At 70.6% G+C, this 19,927-nt stretch carries 21 protein-coding genes; 17 read left to right on the forward strand and 4 right to left on the reverse strand.

Annotated features, from left to right (window positions below; translation table 11 throughout):
• The first annotated feature begins 6 nt into the window (after positions 1-6).
• From ACWIFB_RS05465 to ACWIFB_RS05480, 4 genes are read left to right on the forward strand one after another with little or no spacing between them, the layout of a single operon-like run.
• Positions 7-1,077: a FecCD family ABC transporter permease gene (locus tag ACWIFB_RS05465; RefSeq protein WP_454057578.1), complete on the forward strand. Its 1,071-nt coding sequence runs from the start codon at positions 7-9 to the stop codon at positions 1,075-1,077.
• Positions 1,074-2,126, forward strand: a complete 1,053-nt coding sequence (locus ACWIFB_RS05470; protein WP_454057579.1) for a FecCD family ABC transporter permease — start codon at positions 1,074-1,076, stop codon at positions 2,124-2,126. Before ACWIFB_RS05465 ends, ACWIFB_RS05470 begins: the two co-directional genes overlap by 4 nt.
• Entirely contained in the window at positions 2,123-2,968 is an 846-nt protein-coding gene (locus tag ACWIFB_RS05475) for an ABC transporter ATP-binding protein (protein WP_452100328.1), read from the forward strand. The genes ACWIFB_RS05470 and ACWIFB_RS05475 overlap by 4 nt, the downstream gene beginning before the upstream one ends.
• A 32-nt stretch (positions 2,969-3,000) precedes the next feature.
• Positions 3,001-3,459 (forward strand): nitroreductase family deazaflavin-dependent oxidoreductase, encoded by a 459-nt coding sequence (locus ACWIFB_RS05480; RefSeq protein WP_454057580.1) that lies wholly within the window; start codon positions 3,001-3,003, stop codon positions 3,457-3,459.
• A 20-nt stretch (positions 3,460-3,479) separates the two neighbouring features.
• Here the strand turns inward: ACWIFB_RS05480 and ACWIFB_RS05485 are convergent, their stop codons facing one another.
• The gene (locus ACWIFB_RS05485; protein ID WP_454057581.1) at positions 3,480-4,604 is read right to left on the reverse strand and encodes a sterol desaturase family protein; all 1,125 of its coding nucleotides are present in this window, start codon (positions 4,602-4,604) and stop codon (positions 3,480-3,482) included.
• A gap of 155 nt (positions 4,605-4,759) precedes the next feature.
• Between ACWIFB_RS05485 and ACWIFB_RS05490 the strand changes: the two genes are divergently transcribed.
• From ACWIFB_RS05490 to ACWIFB_RS05520, 7 genes are all read left to right on the forward strand, one after another.
• Entirely contained in the window at positions 4,760-6,058 is a 1,299-nt protein-coding gene (locus ACWIFB_RS05490) for a DUF3500 domain-containing protein (protein ID WP_454057582.1), read from the forward strand.
• Between the two features lie 71 nt (positions 6,059-6,129).
• Positions 6,130-7,149 (forward strand): AraC family transcriptional regulator, encoded by a 1,020-nt coding sequence (locus tag ACWIFB_RS05495; RefSeq protein WP_454057583.1) that lies wholly within the window; start codon positions 6,130-6,132, stop codon positions 7,147-7,149.
• A gap of 38 nt (positions 7,150-7,187) precedes the next feature.
• Positions 7,188-8,345, forward strand: a complete 1,158-nt coding sequence (locus ACWIFB_RS05500) for a hypothetical protein (protein WP_454057584.1) — start codon at positions 7,188-7,190, stop codon at positions 8,343-8,345.
• Positions 8,342-9,193, forward strand: coding sequence for an SDR family oxidoreductase (locus ACWIFB_RS05505; protein WP_454057585.1), 852 nt, complete (start codon positions 8,342-8,344; stop codon positions 9,191-9,193). The genes ACWIFB_RS05500 and ACWIFB_RS05505 overlap by 4 nt, the downstream gene beginning before the upstream one ends.
• Positions 9,190-10,140: an alpha/beta hydrolase gene (locus tag ACWIFB_RS05510; protein WP_454057586.1), complete on the forward strand. Its 951-nt coding sequence runs from the start codon at positions 9,190-9,192 to the stop codon at positions 10,138-10,140. The genes ACWIFB_RS05505 and ACWIFB_RS05510 overlap by 4 nt, the downstream gene beginning before the upstream one ends.
• A 194-nt stretch (positions 10,141-10,334) precedes the next feature.
• Positions 10,335-11,078 carry a ZIP family metal transporter gene (locus ACWIFB_RS05515; protein ID WP_295647522.1) on the forward strand — a complete coding sequence of 248 codons (744 nt, stop codon included), beginning with the start codon at positions 10,335-10,337 and terminating at the stop codon, positions 11,076-11,078.
• Positions 11,079-11,102: 24 nt separating this feature from the next.
• Positions 11,103-11,423: an enoyl-CoA hydratase-related protein gene (locus ACWIFB_RS05520; RefSeq protein ID WP_454057587.1), complete on the forward strand. Its 321-nt coding sequence runs from the start codon at positions 11,103-11,105 to the stop codon at positions 11,421-11,423.
• On the opposite strand, the gene ACWIFB_RS05525 is transcribed toward ACWIFB_RS05520, so the two are convergent.
• The 3 genes from ACWIFB_RS05525 to ACWIFB_RS05535 form a co-directional block, all read right to left on the reverse strand.
• Positions 11,411-13,693 (reverse strand): alpha-glucosidase, encoded by a 2,283-nt coding sequence (locus ACWIFB_RS05525; RefSeq protein ID WP_454057588.1) that lies wholly within the window; start codon positions 13,691-13,693, stop codon positions 11,411-11,413. The two genes, ACWIFB_RS05520 and ACWIFB_RS05525, sit on opposite strands and share 13 nt — an antisense overlap.
• Positions 13,694-13,779: 86 nt before the next feature.
• On the reverse strand, positions 13,780-14,124 hold the full coding sequence (locus ACWIFB_RS05530) for a cupin (protein ID WP_452100339.1): 345 nt from the start codon (positions 14,122-14,124) through the stop codon (positions 13,780-13,782).
• 102 nt (positions 14,125-14,226) lie between these two features.
• Positions 14,227-15,066, reverse strand: a complete 840-nt coding sequence (locus ACWIFB_RS05535) for an SDR family oxidoreductase (RefSeq protein WP_452100340.1) — start codon at positions 15,064-15,066, stop codon at positions 14,227-14,229.
• Positions 15,067-15,259: 193 nt separating this feature from the next.
• Here ACWIFB_RS05535 and phnD point away from each other — a divergent pair, with 193 nt between their 5' ends.
• From phnD to ACWIFB_RS05565, 6 genes are read left to right on the forward strand one after another with little or no spacing between them, the layout of a single operon-like run.
• The gene (gene phnD, locus ACWIFB_RS05540; protein ID WP_454057589.1) at positions 15,260-16,174 is read left to right on the forward strand and encodes a phosphate/phosphite/phosphonate ABC transporter substrate-binding protein; all 915 of its coding nucleotides are present in this window, start codon (positions 15,260-15,262) and stop codon (positions 16,172-16,174) included.
• 20 nt (positions 16,175-16,194) lie between these two features.
• Entirely contained in the window at positions 16,195-17,061 is an 867-nt protein-coding gene (gene phnC, locus ACWIFB_RS05545) for a phosphonate ABC transporter ATP-binding protein (RefSeq protein ID WP_454057590.1), read from the forward strand.
• Entirely contained in the window at positions 17,058-17,903 is an 846-nt protein-coding gene (gene phnE / locus ACWIFB_RS05550; RefSeq protein ID WP_452100343.1) for a phosphonate ABC transporter, permease protein PhnE, read from the forward strand. The genes phnC and phnE overlap by 4 nt, the downstream gene beginning before the upstream one ends.
• Positions 17,903-18,739, forward strand: coding sequence for a tyrosine-protein phosphatase (locus ACWIFB_RS05555; RefSeq protein WP_344989089.1), 837 nt, complete (start codon positions 17,903-17,905; stop codon positions 18,737-18,739). Before phnE ends, ACWIFB_RS05555 begins: the two co-directional genes overlap by 1 nt.
• A 2-nt stretch (positions 18,740-18,741) precedes the next feature.
• Positions 18,742-19,350, forward strand: a complete 609-nt coding sequence (locus tag ACWIFB_RS05560) for a TetR/AcrR family transcriptional regulator (protein ID WP_344989087.1) — start codon at positions 18,742-18,744, stop codon at positions 19,348-19,350.
• Positions 19,351-19,399: 49 nt separating this feature from the next.
• Positions 19,400-19,774: a DUF1622 domain-containing protein gene (locus ACWIFB_RS05565; RefSeq protein WP_344989085.1), complete on the forward strand. Its 375-nt coding sequence runs from the start codon at positions 19,400-19,402 to the stop codon at positions 19,772-19,774.
• Positions 19,775-19,927 lie beyond the last annotated feature (153 nt).

The raw sequence follows: 19,927 nt of genomic DNA on the forward strand, positions 1-19,927 counted from the left end.
CGACCGGTGACCGTCACCCGGCCGGCGCCCGCAGCAGGCAGCATCACGCCGCCGTCCGCTGCGGGCGTCGCCGCCGTCCGCCGCCCGGCCCGCGTGCGCCTGTGTTGGCTCCTCGTCGTGATCGCGGTCCTCGTCGTCGTCGTCATCCTCTCGGTCACCATCGGATCGCGCGCGGTGACGTGGGACGAGATCAGCGCCGCGCTCGGCGGCTCCACCGACGGCCTGGGCGCCGCGGCCGTGACCAAGCGCCTGTCCCGCACCGCGTTGGCCCTGCTCGTCGGCGCGGCGCTCGGCCTGGCCGGGGCGGTCATGCAGGGCGTCACCCGGAACCCGCTCGCCGACCCGGGCATCCTCGGCGTGACCATGGGCGCCTCCCTCGCGGTGGTGACCGGCATCGCGTGGTTCGGGCTGTGGACCTACTCCGGCTACATCTGGACCGCGATCGCCGGCGCCGCGATCGCGGCCGTGTTCGTCTACATCGTCGGTTCGCTGGGGCGCGGCGGGGCCACCCCGCTCAAGCTGGTCCTCGCCGGGGCCGCGACGTCGGCGGCGGCGTCGTCGTTCATCAGCGCCGTCGTGCTACCGCGAGGGGACATCGCCGGCGGCGTCCGCTCGTGGCAGATCGGCGGCGTCGGCGGCGCCAGCTCCGAGGCGATCGAGCAGGTCCTGCCGTTCCTCGTGGTGGGCACGGCGATCTGTCTCCTCGCCGCGCGGCCGCTCAACTCGCTGGCCCTGGGCGACGATCTCGCCGCCGGACTCGGCGAACGCGTCCTGCTCACGCGCGCGCTGGCCGCCCTGGGCGCGGTGCTGCTGTGCGGCGCCGCGACCGCCGTGGCCGGTCCGATCGCCTTCGTCGGACTCATCGTCCCCCACGTCTGCCGCCTGCTCGTCGGGGTGGACCACCGCTGGCTGCTGCCGTTCTCCGCGCTCACCGGCGCCGTGCTCGTCACCGCCTCGGACGTCCTGGGGCGCGTGATCGCCCGGCCCGCCGAGATCGACGTCGGCATCATCACCGCACTCGTCGGGGCGCCCGTGCTCATCGCGATCGTGCGTCGTCAGAAGGTCAGGGAACTGTGAGCACGCTGACGCCGGTGCGCCCGTCGGGCGTCGAGATCGTGGCCGGCGGCCGACGCAGTCGAGGGCGCCGCCGGCGGATCGTCCTGTGCGCGATGGTGCTCGTCGCCGTGGTCCTGTTCGCCACGACGTTGATGGTCGGCAAGACGGTCTACTCCCCCGCCGAGGTGCTCGGTGTGATCCTCGGGCAGGACGTGGCCGGCGCGTCGTTCACCGTCGGGCGCCTGCGCCTGCCGCGGGCCGTGCTCGCCGTGCTGGCCGGGATCTGCTTCGGCATCGGCGGCGTGACCTTCCAGACCATGCTGCGCAACCCGCTCGCCTCGCCCGACATCATCGGGATCAGCTCGGGCGCCAGTGCGGCGGCGGCGTTCGCGATCGTCATCCTGGGGCTCGGCGGTGCGCAGGTGTCGGTGTTCGCGATCGTCGTCGGCATCGCGGTGGCACTCCTCATCTACGTCCTGGCGTACCGGGGCGGTGTGGTGGGGACCCGGCTCGTGCTGATCGGCATCGGGATCGCGGCGACGCTGGACGCCGTCACCAACTACATCCTCAAATCCGCGCCGCAGTGGGAGCTGCAGGAGGCGATGCGCTGGATCACCGGCAGCCTCAACGGCGCCTCGTGGGACAGCGTCGTCCTGGTGCTCGCGGCGTGTCTGGTGTGCGTGCCGATTCTGCTACTCAAGGCGCGCGACCTGTCGATGCTCGGTCTGGGCGACGACACCGCCTCCGCGCTCGGCGTCCGGACCGAGCGCACGCGGATCCTGCTCATCGTGGCCGCCGTGGGGCTGATCGCGTTCGCCACCGCCGCCACCGGCCCGATCGCCTTTGTGGCGTTCCTGTCCGGCCCCATCGCCGCCCGCATCGTGGGCCCGCACGGCTCGCCGCTGATCCCGGCCGCGCTGGTGGGGGTCGTGCTGGTGCTGGGCGCCGACCTCGTGGGGCAGTTCGCCTTCGACACCCGGTTCCCCGTCGGCGTGGTCACCGGCGCGCTCGGCGCCCCGTACCTCGTCTACCTCATCGCCCGCACCAACCGCACCGGAGGCTCACTGTGACCGCCGACCACACGCTGCACGCCGAAGAGCTCACCCTCGGCTACCGCGAGCGCACCGTCATCCACGATCTGGATCTCGAGGTGCCGGCCGGCCGCCTCACCGCGATCGTCGGCGCGAACGCGTGCGGCAAGTCCACGCTGCTGCGGTCGATGTCGCGGTTGCTCACGCCGAGCGCGGGCCAGGTGCTGCTCGACGGCAAGAGGGTGCACCGGATGCCCGCCAAGGAACTCGCCCGCACGCTCGGGCTGCTCCCCCAGTCGCCCCTCGCGCCGGAGGGGATCACCGTGTCCGATCTGGTGGGGCGCGGCCGCAACCCGCACCAGGGGATGCTCTCGCGCTGGAGTAGGGACGACGACGAGGCCGTCGCCGCCGCGCTGGAGGCCACCGGCTCGCTCGAGCTGGCGGACCGGGCGGTCGATGAGCTCTCCGGCGGCCAGCGCCAGCGCGTGTGGATCGCGATGGCCCTGGCCCAGCAGACGGATCTGCTGCTACTCGACGAGCCGACGACCTTCCTCGACGTGGCGCATCAGGTCGAGGTGCTCGACCTGCTGGTGGACCTCAACCGCGACCGTGGGACGACCATCGTGATGGTCCTGCACGACCTCAACCTGGCCGCCCGCTACGCCGACCACCTGGTCGCGATCGCCGATGGCCGCGTGCACAGCGCCGGGCCGCCCGACGAGGTGCTCACGGCAGAGACGGTCCGTGCGGTGTTCGGACTCGAGTGCGAGGTGATCCCGGACCCCACGTCCGGCCGGCCGCTCATGCTGCCGCTGGGGCGGCACGGGACACTCGACGAGTTCGCCGCCGGGTCACGAACGGCGACCTGCCCGGTCATCTGACGACCGTCGGTGACGCATGCCACACTCGGGCCATGGGGCAATTCCCGCGCGCGATCATGGCAGCCTTTCTCCGGAACAGGCGAGCCGCCCGCTCCCCGATCCTGTTGTATCGGTACGGGCTGGGGTGGCTACTCGGTTCACGGCTGATGCTGCTCGAGCACACCGGCCGCAGGTCCGGCCTGCCCAGACAGGTCTGCATCGAGGTCGCCGAGCGGCCGGCACGCGATGTCCTGGTGGCCGCGAGTGGTTTCGGCCGATCCGCCCAGTGGTACCGGAACCTGGAGGCCGATCCGAGGTGCCGGGTCAGCTCCGGCACCATCCGCCGCCGCCCCGCCACGGCCAGACTGCTCTCGGCAGCCGACTCCGAGGCAGCGCTCGCTCGCTATAAAACACTGCATCCGATGTCATGGAAGCTCCTACGCCAGGTACTGGTGGACGACTTCGGCCAGGATGCGGATTCCATCCCGATGGTCGAGTTCCATCTCCACTGACGCGCACAGTTGTCGAGGGATCAGTCCCTCGGAGCACCCGCCCAGCCGGGTCCGCGAACGAGATAGCTGGCGCGATCCCGCCAGGTGCGCGACCGGAACACGTCGCGGGCGATCGCGCCCCACTCGTGCGTGGCGATCCGCAGAGGGTTGAACGTGTCGATGTTCGTGGTCAGGCCGTAGACGGCCCGCTCCCCTTCGGGCTCGTAGGTCCCGAACAGCCGATCCCACACAATGAGGATGCTGCCGTGATTGCGATCGAGGTAGCGGCGGTTGCTGCCGTGGTGCACGCGGTGTGCCGAGGGCGAGTTGAACACCTTCTCCAGCGGCCCGATCGATCGCACGGCCTCGGTGTGGATCCAGAACTGGTAGATGAGGTTGACCGCCCGCGCGTCCTGCACGATCGCCGGCCGAACCCCCAGCAGCGACAGCAGCCCGTACGGCACGGACACGGTCAGCGCCTCGGCCACCGGCTGGCGCAGCGCGGTCGACAGGTTGTAGCGCTCACTCGAGTGGTGCACGACGTGCATGGCCCACAGCCACCGGCTCTCGTGCGACAGCCGGTGGTTGCAGTAGTAGATGAGGTCCCATCCGAGAATCGCAGCGGCGTAGGCCAACGGCCCCGACCCCAGGTCGAGGGGGCTGCGGGCGAACAGTTTCTTGGCGGCGGTCTGCGCGCTCCACAACGTGGACGCGGTGACGACGGTCGAGGCCACCGCCGTGACCGCGGAAGCGCCGGTGATCCGGCGTAGTGCGGGCGGAAGCGCCGCGGCGGGCTCACCGACCGAGGCCGGGGCCGGGGCCGAGCCGGACGACGACTCCGTCACCGAACCCGCCTCCAGCAGCCCGGTGCTGCGGTTTCGGCGGATCACGTCGCCGGCGGTGGTCGCGGCCGCGGCGGCCACGGTCAGGCCCATGAGGGCTTTGGCGTACCGGCCGGTTCGCGGGGTGAGCGGCGCCAGGATCTTGTCGGTGATGTACGGGGCGATCAGGCTCCCGATTCCCATCGACAGGCTGGCCAAAGTGTCGGCGAGTTCGTAGTCGCCGGCCCGCGCGTCCTCGGCGGGGTGACGCTTCTGCCACGCGTATTCGGCGACCATCGACCCGACGAACCCGGGGATCGCCAGCACTGTCAGATCCAGCTTCATGGCCACAGGATAAGCGACGCGTGACGGCGGTCACGGCTCGGCGGCGGGAGCCGGCACGGGCCGCGTAATTTTTGCCGCCGGCAAGAGAAGAACTCACAGCCAACCCGAAGGTGACATCCAGTCACCCTGCAGGCGCCGTTCATAGTGTCGCTTTCATGAAGCACACCACCGCATCGACCAGAGCCCGCCGGCCACGCCGCCGGGGCGCCCTCCACCTCGCCTCGCTCGCGCTGATCGGCGGGCTCACACTCACCGCGTGCGCCCCGGGAGGCCCCGACGATGCCGCGATGGTGGCGACGGCCCAGACCTCCACTGAGCAGACGTCTGTATCGGGGGCAGGCTTCTCATCGTCGTCCTCCGTGGACGCGACCACCACGACCGAGACGATCTCCGCCACCCGGACCGCCGCGGAGGCGTTCATGGCCACACTGTCCGACGAGCAGGTCGAGACGCTGACCTACGGCTACGACGACGAGACCAGGTCCACCTCCTGGTCCAATTTCCCCGTGACCTTTGTCGAGCGCGCCGGGTTGAACCTGGCAGAGCTGACCGACGAGCAGAAGTCCGCCGCCCTCGGCGTGCTCGAGGGCCTGCTGAACGACGAGGCGTACCAGACGGTCGTGGGCATCATGAACGGCGACCAGTATCTGCTGGACAACAGCACCAGCTCCGAGGATTCGCTGGGCCAGTACTACATCGCGATCTTCGGTGACCCGTCCGACACGGAGGCGTGGGCGGTCCAGTTCGGTGGCCATCACCTCGGGATCAACGCCGATCTGAACGGCGCCGAGAACTCCATCACCTTCGCTCCTACGCACCTCGGCGTGCAGCCCGCGGTCTACACGGACGCCAGCGGGCAGGAGATCCAGTCGTTCGATGCGATCTACTCCTCGGCGTTCGCGTTCTTCGACAGCCTGACCGACGAGCAGCGCGAGGCGCTCTACCAGGGCGAACAGGTCGAGTCGATGGTGTGCGCACCCGGCGGTACCTGCGACTTCCCGACCGGCACCGGTCTACTCGGAGCAGATCTCACGGACGAGCAGAAGAGCCTGCTGCTGGGGGTCATCGCGAACTGGGCCGGCATGGCGGATGAGGAGACCACCGCGGCGACGCTCACCGATATCGAGGCCACCCTCGACACCACGTACATCAACTGGTCGGGCGCCACCGAGTACGACATGTCCACCGGCGACGGTATCTACTTCCAGATCTCCGGCCCGGACGTCTACATCGAGTTCGCCGCCCAGCAGGGCTCGGCCGGGGCGGATGTCGACGGCGTGACGACTTCCGGCTGGGGCCACGTCCACACCATCTACCGCGACCCGACCGACGACTACGCTGGCAGCGTGACCCAGCAACAGTCCTCCGGCCCCGGCGGCGGATCCGGTGGCTCCGGCGGCGATGGCGTGCCGGGGGCCGGGGGTCCCGGGGGCGTACCGCCCGAGGCACCGTAAGTCGCAGCGCGGAGGGCCGCCGCGTGACCCGGGAGCCGTAGCGTAGGTGCCGTGACCACCCGGGAGCCGTCGTGCAGCCGCTGATCCGCGCGGCCAGCCTGCGCGGGTTCGACGCGCTCGTCACCGAACTCGGCGGCGACCCAGGCCGTCTGCTCGAGAGATTCGACATCGCGGCGGACGTCCTCGAACACGACGACGGGCTGCTGTCGATCACCGCGCACGACCGGATGCTCGACGCCGCCGCGGCCGAGCTGCACTGCCCGGACCTGGGCCTGCGGCTGGCCGAGCGGCAGGACCTGACGATCCTCGGTCCGGTGGCCCGCGCGGTGCGCACGTCGGCCACCGCGACCGAGGCGCTCGACGCGGCCGCCCGCTTCCTGTTCGTCCACAGCCCGGTCCTGACCATCGGCGTGGACGACGACCCCTGGGGCCGGCGCGGGGTCGTGGCGCTCACGTACCGCAAGGAGGTCTCCGAGTCGCCGTACTCGCCGCAGGCCGTCGAACTCGGCCTGGGCGTGTTCTACCGGGTCGCCGTGCAGCTGCTGGGCCGGTCCACCGGGTTGCGGTCGGTCGAGATCCCCCACGGGCCGCTGTCCCCGGTGAACCGATACCTCGACTTCTTCTCGGCGGACGTGAAGTTCGACCGGCCGGTGGCCGCCCTGTGCGTGGACGCCCGTGTGCTGGACTCGGCCTTCGAGACCGCGGACGAGGAGATCCGCCGGGCTGCGGTCGAGCACCTCGCCGGCGCCTACTCGGACCCCGCGGACTCGATCGCGACCCAGATCCGCCGGATCGTGAGCGAGAGCCTTCCCGGCTCCATTCCTTCACTTTCGGAGGTGTCGAGGACGCTTCATCTCCATCCGCGGACTCTTCAGCGGCGCCTCGTCGTCGTCGGCACTTCTTTCGGACAGATCGTCGACGACCTGCGCCGCGACCGCGCGCACCGGTACATCACCACCACCGACCTGTCCTTCACGCAGATCGCCGACCTGGTGGGCTTCGCCGAACAGGCCACGCTCAGCCACGCGGTGCGGCGGTGGTTCGGCGTCTCCCCCAGGCGGCTCCGCCACCAGGCCAGGTTGTCGCGCTGACACAAGTTTTCTGACGGCGGCCATCCGATCCTGGAACGATGACCACGCAGCAGCACACCCCGCAGGCGGGCACCGCGACGACGCTCGAGGAGATCGGTGCCCGCTCTATCCCCGAGTTCGACGGGGTCCACGACATCTGGCCCCGCGGCGAGCGTCTTCGCGCGATCCGCGCCGCCGCGACCGAGTACAAGCAGCGCTTCGTCCAGCAGGGGCAGGTGCGCGCCGTGAAGTCCGTCGACGTGGCCGGTGCGCCGTACCCGGTCAACTACGCGTTCGACAACGCCGTGTCGGTGCCCAGCCTGCCGCTCATCACGATGATCAACCGCATGGTCGTGGTGCAGTACGACGATTTCAACGGCCGCCCCCGCACGCTGGTGTTCGAGCCGACCGTTCCCGCCGGCTCGGCCGAGGCGCCGTTCTACAACAACCTGCAGAAGATGGTCGACAAGATCCCCGGCGGCCAGCTCGCCAGCAAGGTGATCCTCAAGTACTTCAACGAGCCGGACGTGGCGTTGGCCAAGGTGGGCCTGACGCCTGCGGACGTGGACTTCTGCACGTTCGACCACCTGCACGTGCAGGACCCGCGGATGATCCTCGGCTCCACCGAGACGATCCCCGGCGACTCCGCCCCGCGCGAACCGCTGTTCGGCGACGCGAGGATGCTCGTGCACCGCCGCGAGCTGGCGACCCTGCAGGACCTGCACCCGATGCAGTGGGCCTGGTACGTCGAGGACGGCCTCGGCGGCGTGGACCCGAGCAAGTTCGCACTCTTCGACGGCGACATCGAGCTCGGCCCCGGCATCGCCCTGTTGTGGACGCCCGGCCACACAGACGGCAACCATTCGCTGGTCATCAACACCCCGGACGGCGTGTGGGTGTCCTCGGAGAACGGCATCTCGCTGGACAACTGGCAGCCGGAGCTGTCGAAGATCCCGGGCGTGCGCCGCTACCGCGAGCAGTACGGTCGCGAGATCTGCCCCAACGCCAACACCCTCGAGGACGCGCTGGATCAGTACGACTCCATGATCAAGGAGAAGACCATGGCGGATACGTGCCCGGCCGATCCGCGCTGGCTGCAGATCCTGCCGTCGACCGAGCTGGCGCCGTGGAAGCGGTTCTGGCCCGTGGTGCCCACGTACTGCCACGGCGGGATCTCGTACGGCCGCATCGAGTCGGGTCTGAAGGACGAGAAGTGACGACGACGACAACACGGCCCGGCGCCCTCGTCACGGGTGCTGGTCGCGGGCTGGGCCGGGCGATCGCCGAACTGCTGGCCGATCGCGGGTACCTGGTCATGGTCACCGATCTCAGTGGCGAGGCCGCCTCCGCCGCGGCCGCGGAGATCGGGCGTGGGGCGCTCTGGGCTGAGGTCGACGTGCGCGAGCACACGCAGGTCGAGCGGGCGCGCGATGAGCTGATCGCCGCGGCCGGGTCGCTGAAGGTGTGGGTGAACAACGCCGGCGTGCTGGTCACGGGGCCAGCGTGGGAGCAGTCGGAGGAGCTGCGCAAGCTGCACCTGGACGTCAACGCGCTGGGCACGATCAACGGCACGGTCGCGGCGATCGACGCGATGCGGGGCGGCGCCGGCCCGGGCCCCGGTGGCCACATCATCAACATCGCATCGCTCGCCGGCATCTCGGCTGTTCCCGGTGAGGCCGTGTACGCGGCGTCCAAGCACGCGGTGATGGGATTCTCCAGCAGTACCGTGGCCGATCTGCGGCTGGCCGGGGTGAAGAACATCGACATCTCGTGCGTGTGCCCGGACGGCATCTGGACGCCGATGCTCTACGACAAGCTCGAGGATCCGCAGGCGGCACTGTCTTTCTCCGGTGTGCTGCTCCAGCCCGAGGACGTGGTGAAGGCGGTCGGCAAGGTGCTCGACAAGCCGCGGCCCGTCACGGCGATCCCGCATTGGCGCGGGGCGATCGCCCGGCTGGGCGCGGCGTTCCCGCGACTCGGCTCATCGGCGCTGCCGCTGCTCGCCGCGCAGGGCCGGCGGGTGCAGAAGAAGCTGCTGCGCACGAACGGGCCCGCCCGGCGATGACCTTGACGACCCGCGACGCCGTCACCACCCACCGCTCCCCCAGCCCGACGGCGCGGTTCCTCTACTGGGGCTCCCGCGCGACGCTGCGGCACGTGTACCGGGCGTGGCCGTTGACCGAGTCCGGCATCCGTGGCCTGGGCGCCGTCGAGCGGGGTTTCGCCCGGCTGCCCCAGGCTCCGGGTGTCGCAGTGGAGTCGGGTTCGCTCGGCGGTGTCCCGGTGGTCACCACGACACCGCGGTCGGGTGCTGCCGGCTCCGACGTGTCGGTGCTCTACCTCCACGGCGGGGCGTTCGTGTTCTGCGGTCCGGGCACGCACGCCCGGCTGTGCTCGAGTCTCGCCGTCCACCTCGACGCCCCGGTCCACGCGGTGCGGTACCGCAAGCTTCCCGAGGTGGACCTGGCTTCGCTGATCGACGAGGTCTACGCCGCCTACCGCTGCCTCGCCGAGCAACTGCCCGACGATCATCGGATCGTGGTGGCCGGGGATTCGGCCGGTGGGTTCCTCGCCGCCAAGATCTGCGAACTGGCAGCGCTCGACGGCGTGCGGGCGCCTGCCGCGATGGTGGGGTACTCGCCGTTGTTCGATCTCGATCGCGAGGTCCGCGACGGCTCGTGGTTCACCCGCGATGCCTACCAGCCGGCGAGGACCGTGCAGCGCGCCCAGGCCCTGTGGTCGCGCGGGCCGGCCGACATCCGGGGCGCGCGGTCCATGCTCGAAGTGGACCCGGAGGCCTTTCCGCCCACGTTCATCACACTGGCTGCAGGCGAGCTCGTCGAGGGGGGTGCGCTTGCGTTGACTGAACGCCTCCACGCTGCCGGGCGCACGGTCGAGACGCACCGCTGGCACACGGCCGTCCACGCCTTCCCCGTGCTCGACGGGCTGGCACCGGAGAGCCGGAGAGCGCGCGAACTGACGGTGGAGTTCCTCCGGAAGGTGCTGGCGTAGACCGCGACCTCCTCGACGTCATCACGGCCTGAGAGTCCCTCCGAAAGCAGCTCGCCGAGTGGTCTCACCGACTCACGTTCGCCCAGCACACGCGCTGCGGAAACCCGGATCTCCGACCAATCGTCACGGGGATTCGGTCGCGCGGGCCTACGCTCGACCAGCGGACGACCCCGTTTGCCGGAAGGAGCCCGACGATGCCCGAATGGCTGGCGGCCGGCGGTGCCGGACTTCTCGCCGGCGGCGCACTCCTCCTCGGGAGCGCGATCGCCTGGCTCGTGGCAGTGCCCGCGCGCGTGGTCGCCGTGGTGATGGCCTTCGGCTCGGGCGTGCTGATCTCCGCGTTGGCGTTCGAGCTCGTGGAGGAGGCGATGGACCAGGGCGGCCTGGCCGCCACGGCGCTGGGTTTCCTCGTGGGCGCTCTGGTCTACGTGGGACTGAATCTGCTGCTGGCCCGCCGCGGCGCGCGACACCGTAAGCGCTCGGGCGGGCAGCAGCCGTCGGATTCGGACAGTGGCGCGGCGATCGCCATCGGCGCCCTGATCGACGGCATCCCCGAGTCGATGGTCCTCGGCCTGAGCTTCCTCACCGGAGGTGGCCTCAGCGTGCCGATGCTCGCCGCGGTCTTCATCTCCAACGTCCCCGAAGGGCTGTCCAGCACGGCCGGCATGAAGAGGGCCGGGCGCCGGCCCGGCTACGTGTTCGGCGTGTGGGGCGGTATCGCGGTCGCCTCGGGACTGGCGGCGCTGGCCGGCTATCTGCTCCTGGACGGCGCGCCCGCCAGCGTGCTTGCCTTTGTCAACGCGCTGGCCGCGGGGGCGATCCTCGCGATGATCACCGACACGATGATCCCGGAGGCCTTCGAGAACGCCGCTGTCTACTCGGGACTCATCGCCACGCTGGGCTTCCTCGCCGCGTTCAGCCTGCACTCACTCGGATGACGCTCCCCCGCCCGCGCGCGTTCCGTGCCGGTCGGCGCCAAGCTGCTGCAGTACACGGCGCAGCCGGTCGATGCCGCCGAGGCGCTGCGCATCGGCCTGGTCGAGGCTATTTCCGAGGACGACGACCCGCTGGGGCTGGCCTTGGAGGTCGCCGGGCAGATCGCCGTGAACTCTCCCCGCGCGATCCGCAGCGTCAAGCAGTGCGTCGACCGCGGGCTGGACCTGGACCTACCCGCCGGTCTCGAGTTGGAACGCGAGCTGTGGATCGACCTCATCCCCGACGGTGATCTCACCGAGGGCGCGGCCGCCTTCTTCGACAAGCGGGATCCCGTCTACCCCGACTGACCGCCGGGTCCGTGCACCGCTGCGCCGACCGCGCCCACGAGCTGGTCGGCCAGCGGGTGCGCGTTGTCGATGAACGCCGCCGGGCTGCCGATAGGTGCGGCCACCGTGATCGTCGAGTCGCCCTGGTAGACCTGCCCGGTGATCAGGTGCCGCCAGGTGCCCGGCGGCAGGGACACCGCGACCTCGGTCTGGCCAGGCGCCATCACCGGCGCCACGAGCAGGGAGCCGCCCAACATGAATTGGTCGTCCGCTCCTGCGGCGGCGGTGCCGGGGTGGGTGAGCCACATGTGCCGGATCGCCGGGACCCCGGTACGGGCGGCCTCGTCCAGAACCTCGGCCCGATAGGGCGCAAGCGCCGCGAAGATCCGACTGTTGCGGGCGAACGCGTCGATCTCCTCGGGGTCGAAGACCTGACGGTTGACCGCCGGCCGGTTGCCCTCGTGGCTGCGGAACATCGGGCCGAACGCTGCGTACTCACCCCAGCGGGCGAGCAGTTCCGCGTCGCGGACGTAGTCGGTCAGCTGCAGGTTCACCGAGGTGTAACCGCCGATGTCGGAGTGGACGACCGGCCAGCCCGACACCCCGGCGGCGAACGTCCCGGCGAGCGCCGAGGCGAGTCCGTCCTCCTCCGACCAGCCGACCATCTGGTCGCCGTTCCAGAACGCCGGACTCTGCGAGTCCATCCCCGAGGTGCCGGCGCGGAACCAGGTCACGCAGTCGGGGCGTCCCGCCTTCTCGCAGCCCTCACGCACGACCTCCGACCACAGGCGGGGCCAGGCGTTGTGCATGAGGGTGGCGTCACCGTCGTGAAGGACGGCATCCATCGGCAGCGCCTCCCCGAAGTCCGCCATGAATCCGTCGACCCCGTTGGCCAGCACCTCCTCGGCGATGACCGTGGACATCCAGTCCCGGCCCGCCGGGTTGGTGAAGTCCACGAGCGCCGCCGAGTACCCGCCCTGGTCGACCATGTAGGGGTTGCCGTCGGGCGCGCGCACCAGCAGCCCGGCGTCCCGCGCCTCCGCCCACAGGTTGCGGATCCCGGGGTCGTTCTTGGGAGCGGCGTCGACGAGCCACGGGTTGACGTAGGTGGTGGTCCGGATGCCGCGATCATGCAACTCACCGACGAGCTGCTCCCACCCCGGGTACCGCTGCTCGTCCAACTGCCACGTCCACCACAGGCGATCGCCGAAGTCCGTGGTGCGCTGCCCGGTCCAGTCCTGGAGCCACACGCCCGCCACCTCGGTTCCGGAGGCCTCCAGCCTGTCCACGGTCTCCCGCACCGTGTCCGTGCCGCCCTGGATGCCGACGATCGCGCCCTGCTGGGTCCAGTCGGCCAACCGCGGCCGCTCCACCGAACCCTGCTGCGTGGCGATCAGGTGCGCCGGGGTGTCGCCGCGGGTGAGCTCGAGCCGCATCGACGGGGCCCACACCTCGAGGCCGACCCGGTCGGGAGTGCGGGTGTCGCCCACCGCGAACGCGTGCGCGGCCTCGTCGTCCGGGTCCACCCGGACGCCCTGCAGGTCGCCGGTGACATACGACGGCCACGCCGCGTAGGTCATCGAGGTGGTCCCGCCCGCCCCGCCGTTGGTGACGTCGGCCAACAGGGTCAGCGGCTGTTCGCCGCGGCCGACGCCCTGTTCGCGGGCGACCACGGGGACGAGCCGGCCGTCGAGGTTGAAATCGTCGAACTGTTCGCCGAAGCCGTGCACGCCTGCGCCGGCCGACCGGCCGCCGATCCACTGCAGGACCGGGTCGTCGCCGCCTGCCGAGGTGGCGCCGGTGTCGACGTCGGCCGCTACCCCGCCGTCAGCGCGCTCGGTGAAGCTCACCGTGAACGGGACCGCACCGTCCGCGGAGACGAGGTCGCCGGTGAGAGTGACGGATCCCGGGGCGGCCTCCACCCCGGTCAGCTGCTGGGCCGTCCACTGTCGATCGTGGTTCACGTCGGCCCAGAAGTATCCTCGGTGCTCCTCCCAGGAGACGTGCCCTGTCCCGGCGGACAGGAAGGCTGCGCCCGGGGCGTTCGACCACACGGTCTGCTCGCCCTCGACCACCCGCACCGCGCCGTCCTCGACGACCACGGAGTGCGCGCCCAGCGGGTGCACGCCGACCGCGCCAGGGTCGACGGTGAGCCCGCTGGGAGACATCACCTCGAGGTGATCGGTGGGCACGCCCAGGAGATCGACGCTGGCCGCTCCCCCCAGCGCGAGAGATCCGGTCACTGCGGTACCGACGGCGCTCAGCGCCCACCTACGAATTGTGTCGCCCATCACACCGGGCACTCTAGCGGTCGATCACGCCTATGAAAAATAATCCATCATTCGTCCAGCGCACAGCTTTCGCCTGGGCCGGAGGGTCAGGCGCGCGAGTCCTGGCCCGGTTGGCTGGTGACCGTGGTCAGCAGGAACACGCTGTCCTCGAGCGCCAGCACCGAGTGCCGCTCGTGGGTGAGGATCCAGAGTTCGCCCTCGCCGAACTCGCCCTGGGATTCGTTGTCCAGATCCACGCGGACCCGCCCCCGGAGGACCTGCAGGCTCGCGGCCGGCGGGGAGTTGTGCTCGGCCAGCCGGACCCCGTCGCGCAGGGCGATGACCGACTGACGCAGGGGCCCGTCGTGAGCGACGAGCTCGGCGCTGCGTCCGTGCTCCTCGGCGCGTGCGGTGGCCAGGTGGGACTCGGCCAGTTCCTTGAGATTCGCCATGATCGACCTTTCCGAAGCCGGGCAGATGGGGCGCCGTCCGCTCGGCCGCGGAGGGCGTGTCCTCAACGTACCTATGCCGGACGGCCCTGGCTTCCGAAGCGATCAGTCCTCGTCCGCCACGACGCCGCGCAGGCCGTCGGCCCCGAACAGCGGCTCGAGCATCGAGGAGAAGTCGGGGCCGCGGCGGAGCATCTGGCCGCCGTCGACGTTGATCACCTGCCCGGTGATCCACGTCGAGCCTTCGCCGAGAAGGAACGCGGCGGCCTCCGCAATGTCCTCGACCCGGCCGACCCGCGGGAGCGGGGTGTTGACGCGGTAGTCCTCGGCGATCGCCGGGTCGGACAGGATCGGCGCCACCAGATCGGTCTCGATCAGGCCCGGGCGGATGCCGTTGACGCGCACGCCGCTCGCGCCCAACTCGTCAGCGGCGAGCCCGACCAGATGGTCGACGGCCGACTTAGTCACCCCGTAGGCGCCGAACCACCGGTGGGTGTTGCTCGCGGCGATCGAGGAGATCGCGACGAACGAACCGCCGCCGCGGGCGACCAGCGCTCGCGCTGAATGCTTGAGGGTGAACATCATGCCGTTGACGTTGAGGTCGACGGTCCGCTTCCAGGCCTCGGTGTCCATCTGGGTGAGCGGGCCGATCGTCTCGCTGCCACCGGCACAGGCCACCACACCGTCGAGCGCGCCCCCGTGTTCGACCGCCGCCGCGACCGCCGCGGCCACCTGGCCCTCGTCTGTGACGTCGGCGGCGTGCGCACGGACGGCGTCGGCACGTCCGGAGTTCTCCGCGATCCGCTGCGCTGTCTCCGCTAGCCGCTCGGCGCCCCGGCCGACGATCGTGACCTTCGCGCCGCGGCGCACCAGCTCTTCTGCCACCCCGGCGCCGATGCCGCTTCCCCCGCCGGTGACCAGGACGGACTTCCCCTCAAAGCTCATGCCCGCAGCGTAGAACGCGTTCCAGTTCCGTGGGGGCGGTTCGGAACCGCGGGCGCATATTGCGAGACCGCGGATTCCGTTACCTCCCATTCACAGAAGCTTCCATTGCCGTACCGCCGGTCTCGTAATACCCGGCAACCTTGCCCGCCTTGAATGGCTGTCGTTCCCGCCCCTGTCACGAAAAGGCCATCCCATGAAGTCACGTCTGCTCCCCGCGCTCGGCGGCGCCGTCGTCGTCGGCACCCTCGCCCTCACCGGCTGTTCCTCGTCCGCCGACGCGGCGCAGGACGACCGCACCATCCGGTTCGCGACGCTGCCCATCAGCGACGACCCCAACGCCGAGACCCCGGTCGAGGAGATCGCCGCCCTGCTGGCCGAGGAGACCGGCTACGAGGTGGAGATCACCGACGTCCCCAACTACTCGGCCGTGATCGAGGCCATCCGATCCGGGCACGAGGACATCGGGATCATGAGCGCCTTCCCCACCGCCATGGGCGTCAACACCGGCGAGGTCGATCCGCTCGTGGCCTGGCCGGGCGACGACTCCCCCGTCGCACGGTGCGTCGTGCTGGCCGACTCCCCGATCCGCACCCTCGAGGACATCACCCCGGACGACACCGTCGCCTTTGCCGACCCGGCCTCCAGCTCCGGCTACTTCATGCCGGTGTACATGCTCGACCGGGCCGGACTCACCCAGGGCGAGGACTACGAGGTCCTGTTCTCCGGCGGCCACGACCGCAGCCAGCTCGCGCTGAAGAGCGGCCAGGTGGACGTGACCTGCACCGCCGCGATTTTCACCGACATGGCCGGCCAGGGCAGCCCCTACTTCCCGTTCGAGGAGGGCGAGACCCGCGTGATCGGCGAGAGTCCCGCCATGCCGGTCTCGCTGGCCGTGCTGGGCAACCAGAAGATGAGCGAGGACAAGCGCACCGCGCTGCTCGAGGCGCTGCCGGTGGTGTTCTCCGCCGCGAACGCCGACGCGCTCGGCACCTACGGTGAGGCGCTGCCGGAGGGTGTCGAGCCGATGATCGAGCCCGGCCCGGAGACCTTCCAGACCCTGGTCGACATCGCGGCCGTGGCCGGCGTGGACATCTCGGACCTCGAGTGATCGGGACAGGATCCGCCGCCATGACCTCCTCCAACCCCGTCCTCACCAGACCCGCCACCATCCCGGCGACCTCCGCCTCCTCCGCCTCCTCCGCCGGTGCCGCCGCGGGTCCCGCGCACACGCCCCTCGGCCCGCCGCGGGTACGCGTGCGCGAGCTGTCCGTGCGCTACGCCCCCGACGCCCCGTTGGTTCTCGACCGGGTCGACCTCGAGCTGCACCCCGGCGAGACCGTAGCTCTGCTCGGCTCCTCCGGGTCGGGAAAGTCGACCCTGATGAAGTCGCTGACCGGCTTCGCGCCGATCACCTCCGGAACAGTGACGATCGACGGCGCCGACGTCGCCGACCTCACCGGCCGCGGGCTCCGGCAGCTGCGCTCGAACGTCGGTCAGGTGTTCCAGCAGTTCAACCTCATCGGCCGACTGTCGGTGCTGACCAACGTCCTGCTCGGATCCCTGCACCACGCGGGCCCGCTCAACCGGTTCGGCACCTTCCGGGCCGTCGACCGGCAGCGTGCCTACGAACTCCTCGAGCGGGTCGGGATCGCCGACAAGGCCCTGGTCGAGGCGCGGCAGCTGTCGGGCGGCCAGCAGCAGCGGGTCGCGATCGCGCGCGCCCTCATGCAGAAGCCCCGGTGCATCCTCGCCGACGAGCCGGTCGCCTCGCTCGATCCCCGCACCAGCCACACCGTCCTGCACCTGTTGCAGTCGATCGCCCGGGACGAGCAGGTCCCGGTCCTGGTCAGCCTCCACGTGCTGCCGCTGGCGCTCGAGCACTCCGACCGGGTCATCGGGCTCCGCGAGGGCCGGGTCCTCATCCAGGGCCGGACCGCCGACCTGGACGCCGAGGCCCTGTCCGCGGTCTACGACCACGAGGAGGAGCAGGCATGAGTCGGCCCCAGACATTGACCGCCAAGCCCGGCGGCACCCGCGCACCCGAGGAGACCGCCGAGGTCGAACGCCAGCTACAGGCGTTCCGTATCCCCCGGGCCCGGTTCACGGCCGGCGTCGTCGTCGCCGTGATCATCTTCCTCTGGTCGGCCGACGGCGCGCAGTTCAACTTCCTCCAGCTCGGCGACGGCGCGGCCAACATGGGCGAGTACCTCGCCCGGTTGTTCCCGCCGGACTTCTCCCAGTTCCCACTGATCGTGGAACTGCTGGTCGAGACACTGCAGATGGCGATCGTCGGCACCGTCCTCGGATCGTTCCTCTCCCTGTTCATCGCGTTCGGTGCCGCCAGCAACATCGCGCCCCGATGGCTGTACTACCCGTGCCGCTGGACGATGAACATCATCCGCTCGGTGCCCGACCTCGTGCTGGCGCTGATGTTCGTCTCCGCCGTGGGCCTGGGGCCGTTCGCCGGCATCCTCGCCATGACGCTGGGCTCGCTCGGGTCGATCGGCAAGATCTTCGCCGAGGCCATGGAGTCGGTCGACCGCGGGCCCGTCATCGCGATGGAGGCCGTGGGGGCGTCCAAGCGGCAGATCATCCAGTACGCCGTGCTCCCGCAGGCCATGCCTCTGCTCACCAGCTACACCCTGCTCATGTTCGAGGGCAACGTCCGCGGCGCCACCATCCTCGGACTGGTGGGCGCCGGCGGCATCGGGCTCGAGCTCACCACCGCCATGAACCGCTACGAATACGGCCATCTCAGCGCCATGGTCCTGTGCATCATCGTGCTGGTCACGGTGATCGACCAGGCCAGCGCTCTCATCCGGAAGAGGATCCAGTAATGACCGCCACCGCACCCGTCACCGCCGCGACCGCGACCACGCCGGAAGCCACGCCCGCGTCCGCCGCTCCGGTCGCCACCACCCTGCCGCTGTCCCCGCCCGCCAACCTGCGAGACCTGGGTGGGATCGCCATCTCCGGCGGGACCACCCGGGCGGACTTCGCCTGGCGCGCCGACGACCTGTCCATGATCGACGACGCCTCCGCGACCCGCCTGATGTCCGCAGGCCTGAGCACCGTCATCGACCTGCGCTCGATCGCCGAGACCGAGATCACCGGCCGCGGTCTGCTCGGCGCGTACCCCGTCGCCTACCACCACGTGCCGTTCATGGCCTCGATCAGTTCGGCCGTGGACCACGTCGTCGACCCGTCGGAGATGTGGGACCAGTCCCGCTTCGCGCAGATGTACATCTCGCTGTTCGAGAACGCGGCGCCGCAGATCGTCACGGCGATGGCCGTGATCGCCCACGCGCCCGGCGCCGCGGTGTTCCACTGCGCGGCCGGCCAGGACCGCACCGGGGTGTTGGCCGCGGCGCTGCTGCTGGCGGTGGGGGCGGACAGCGACGCCATCGTGACCGACTACGCCGAGACCGGCCACAACATCGCCGCGGTCTCGGTCCGGGTGCGGCCGGTGATCGAGCCCATGATGGCCAGACTGGGCATGCAGATGGACGTCGCTGCCAGGGCCGCCGTGCGGACCGAGTACTCCCGGGCGCCCATGCTCGGACTCCTCGAGCACCTGCGCACCACCTACACCGATCCGCTGCAGCCGCTGTACGACGCCGGCCTGACCACGGGCCTCGTCGACCAGCTGCGCCGGCGGGCGCTCGGGGCCTGACCATGACTGCCACGCAGGGGGCCGGGCGGCGTTCCGGGCCGGGCCGCCCCCCGGAGCCCGGGCACGACGAGAAGATCATCCAGGCCACGCTGCGCCTGATCGACCAGGGCAAGCCCGTCACCGTCAACGCGGTGGTGACGGGCAGCGGGGTCTCCCGCGCCGCCGTCTACCGGCGGTGGTCCTCGCTGACAGACCTGGTCTCGGATGCGCTCGACCACGGCCGCGCCATCCCCGAGGTGGACGTCAGTGGAGATCTCCGGCAGGCGGTGCTAGAGATGCTCTTCGAGCGCCAGGAAGAAGCGCGAGGGGTGACCTACCCGCAGCGCCGGTTCCGCAAACGGCTCGAACTCGTGATGTCCGATCAGGAACTGCAGTGGGCGTACTGGACTTCCCACGTCAGTCGCCGCCGGCGCGGGATGATCGAGGCCCTGCGCGCCGGGGTCGACCGCGGCGAGTTCCGGGCGGACCTCGACGTCGAGGCGGCCCTGGACGCACTGTTGGGGGTCATCTACTACCAACTCGTGGTCCGCGGCGCGAGCCTCTCCGACCGCGAGACCGAGCTCCGCTGCCGGCACGCCCTCGACACGATCTGGCGGGGTATGCAGGCCTGACGCCGCCGATTCGACCCGGTGAGGGCGGGACCGTGGTACTTCAGGAGCCATGGACTTCCAGGAATCAATCGAGATGGTCGGGCAGGTGATCGACGCGGCGGGTGTCGCGGCGATCGTGATCGGCACGGTCGCCGCCACCGTGCTCGCCGGGTGGCGGCTGCTGCATCGCGAGCCCGGCGTGTACCGCCAGTTCCGCCGCTTCCTCGGCCGGTCCATCCTGCTCGGCCTGGAACTGCTGGTGGCCGCGGACATCATCAAGACCGTGGCCGTCATGCCGACGCTCAACGACATCGCGGTGCTGGCCGCGATCGTCGCGATCCGAACCTTCCTCAGCTGGTCGCTCGAACTGGAGATCTCCGGCCGGTGGCCGTGGCAGAAGGAGAAGGACGAGGCAAACGAGCAGGAGAACACCGGGAGCCGGTGATCGCGCGGGGCGGTCACCGGCTCGTGGCGTCGGTGCGCCGGTGTTGCGGGTCAGAGGCCGTAGGCGCCGCGGTTGCTGGCGGTGCGGCCCTCCTTGAGGACCAGGAGGATGTTGCTGTGGTCGGCCAGGGAGTCGATGTCGGCGAGGGGATCG

The organism is Dietzia sp. NPDC055340 (genome assembly GCF_053645335.1).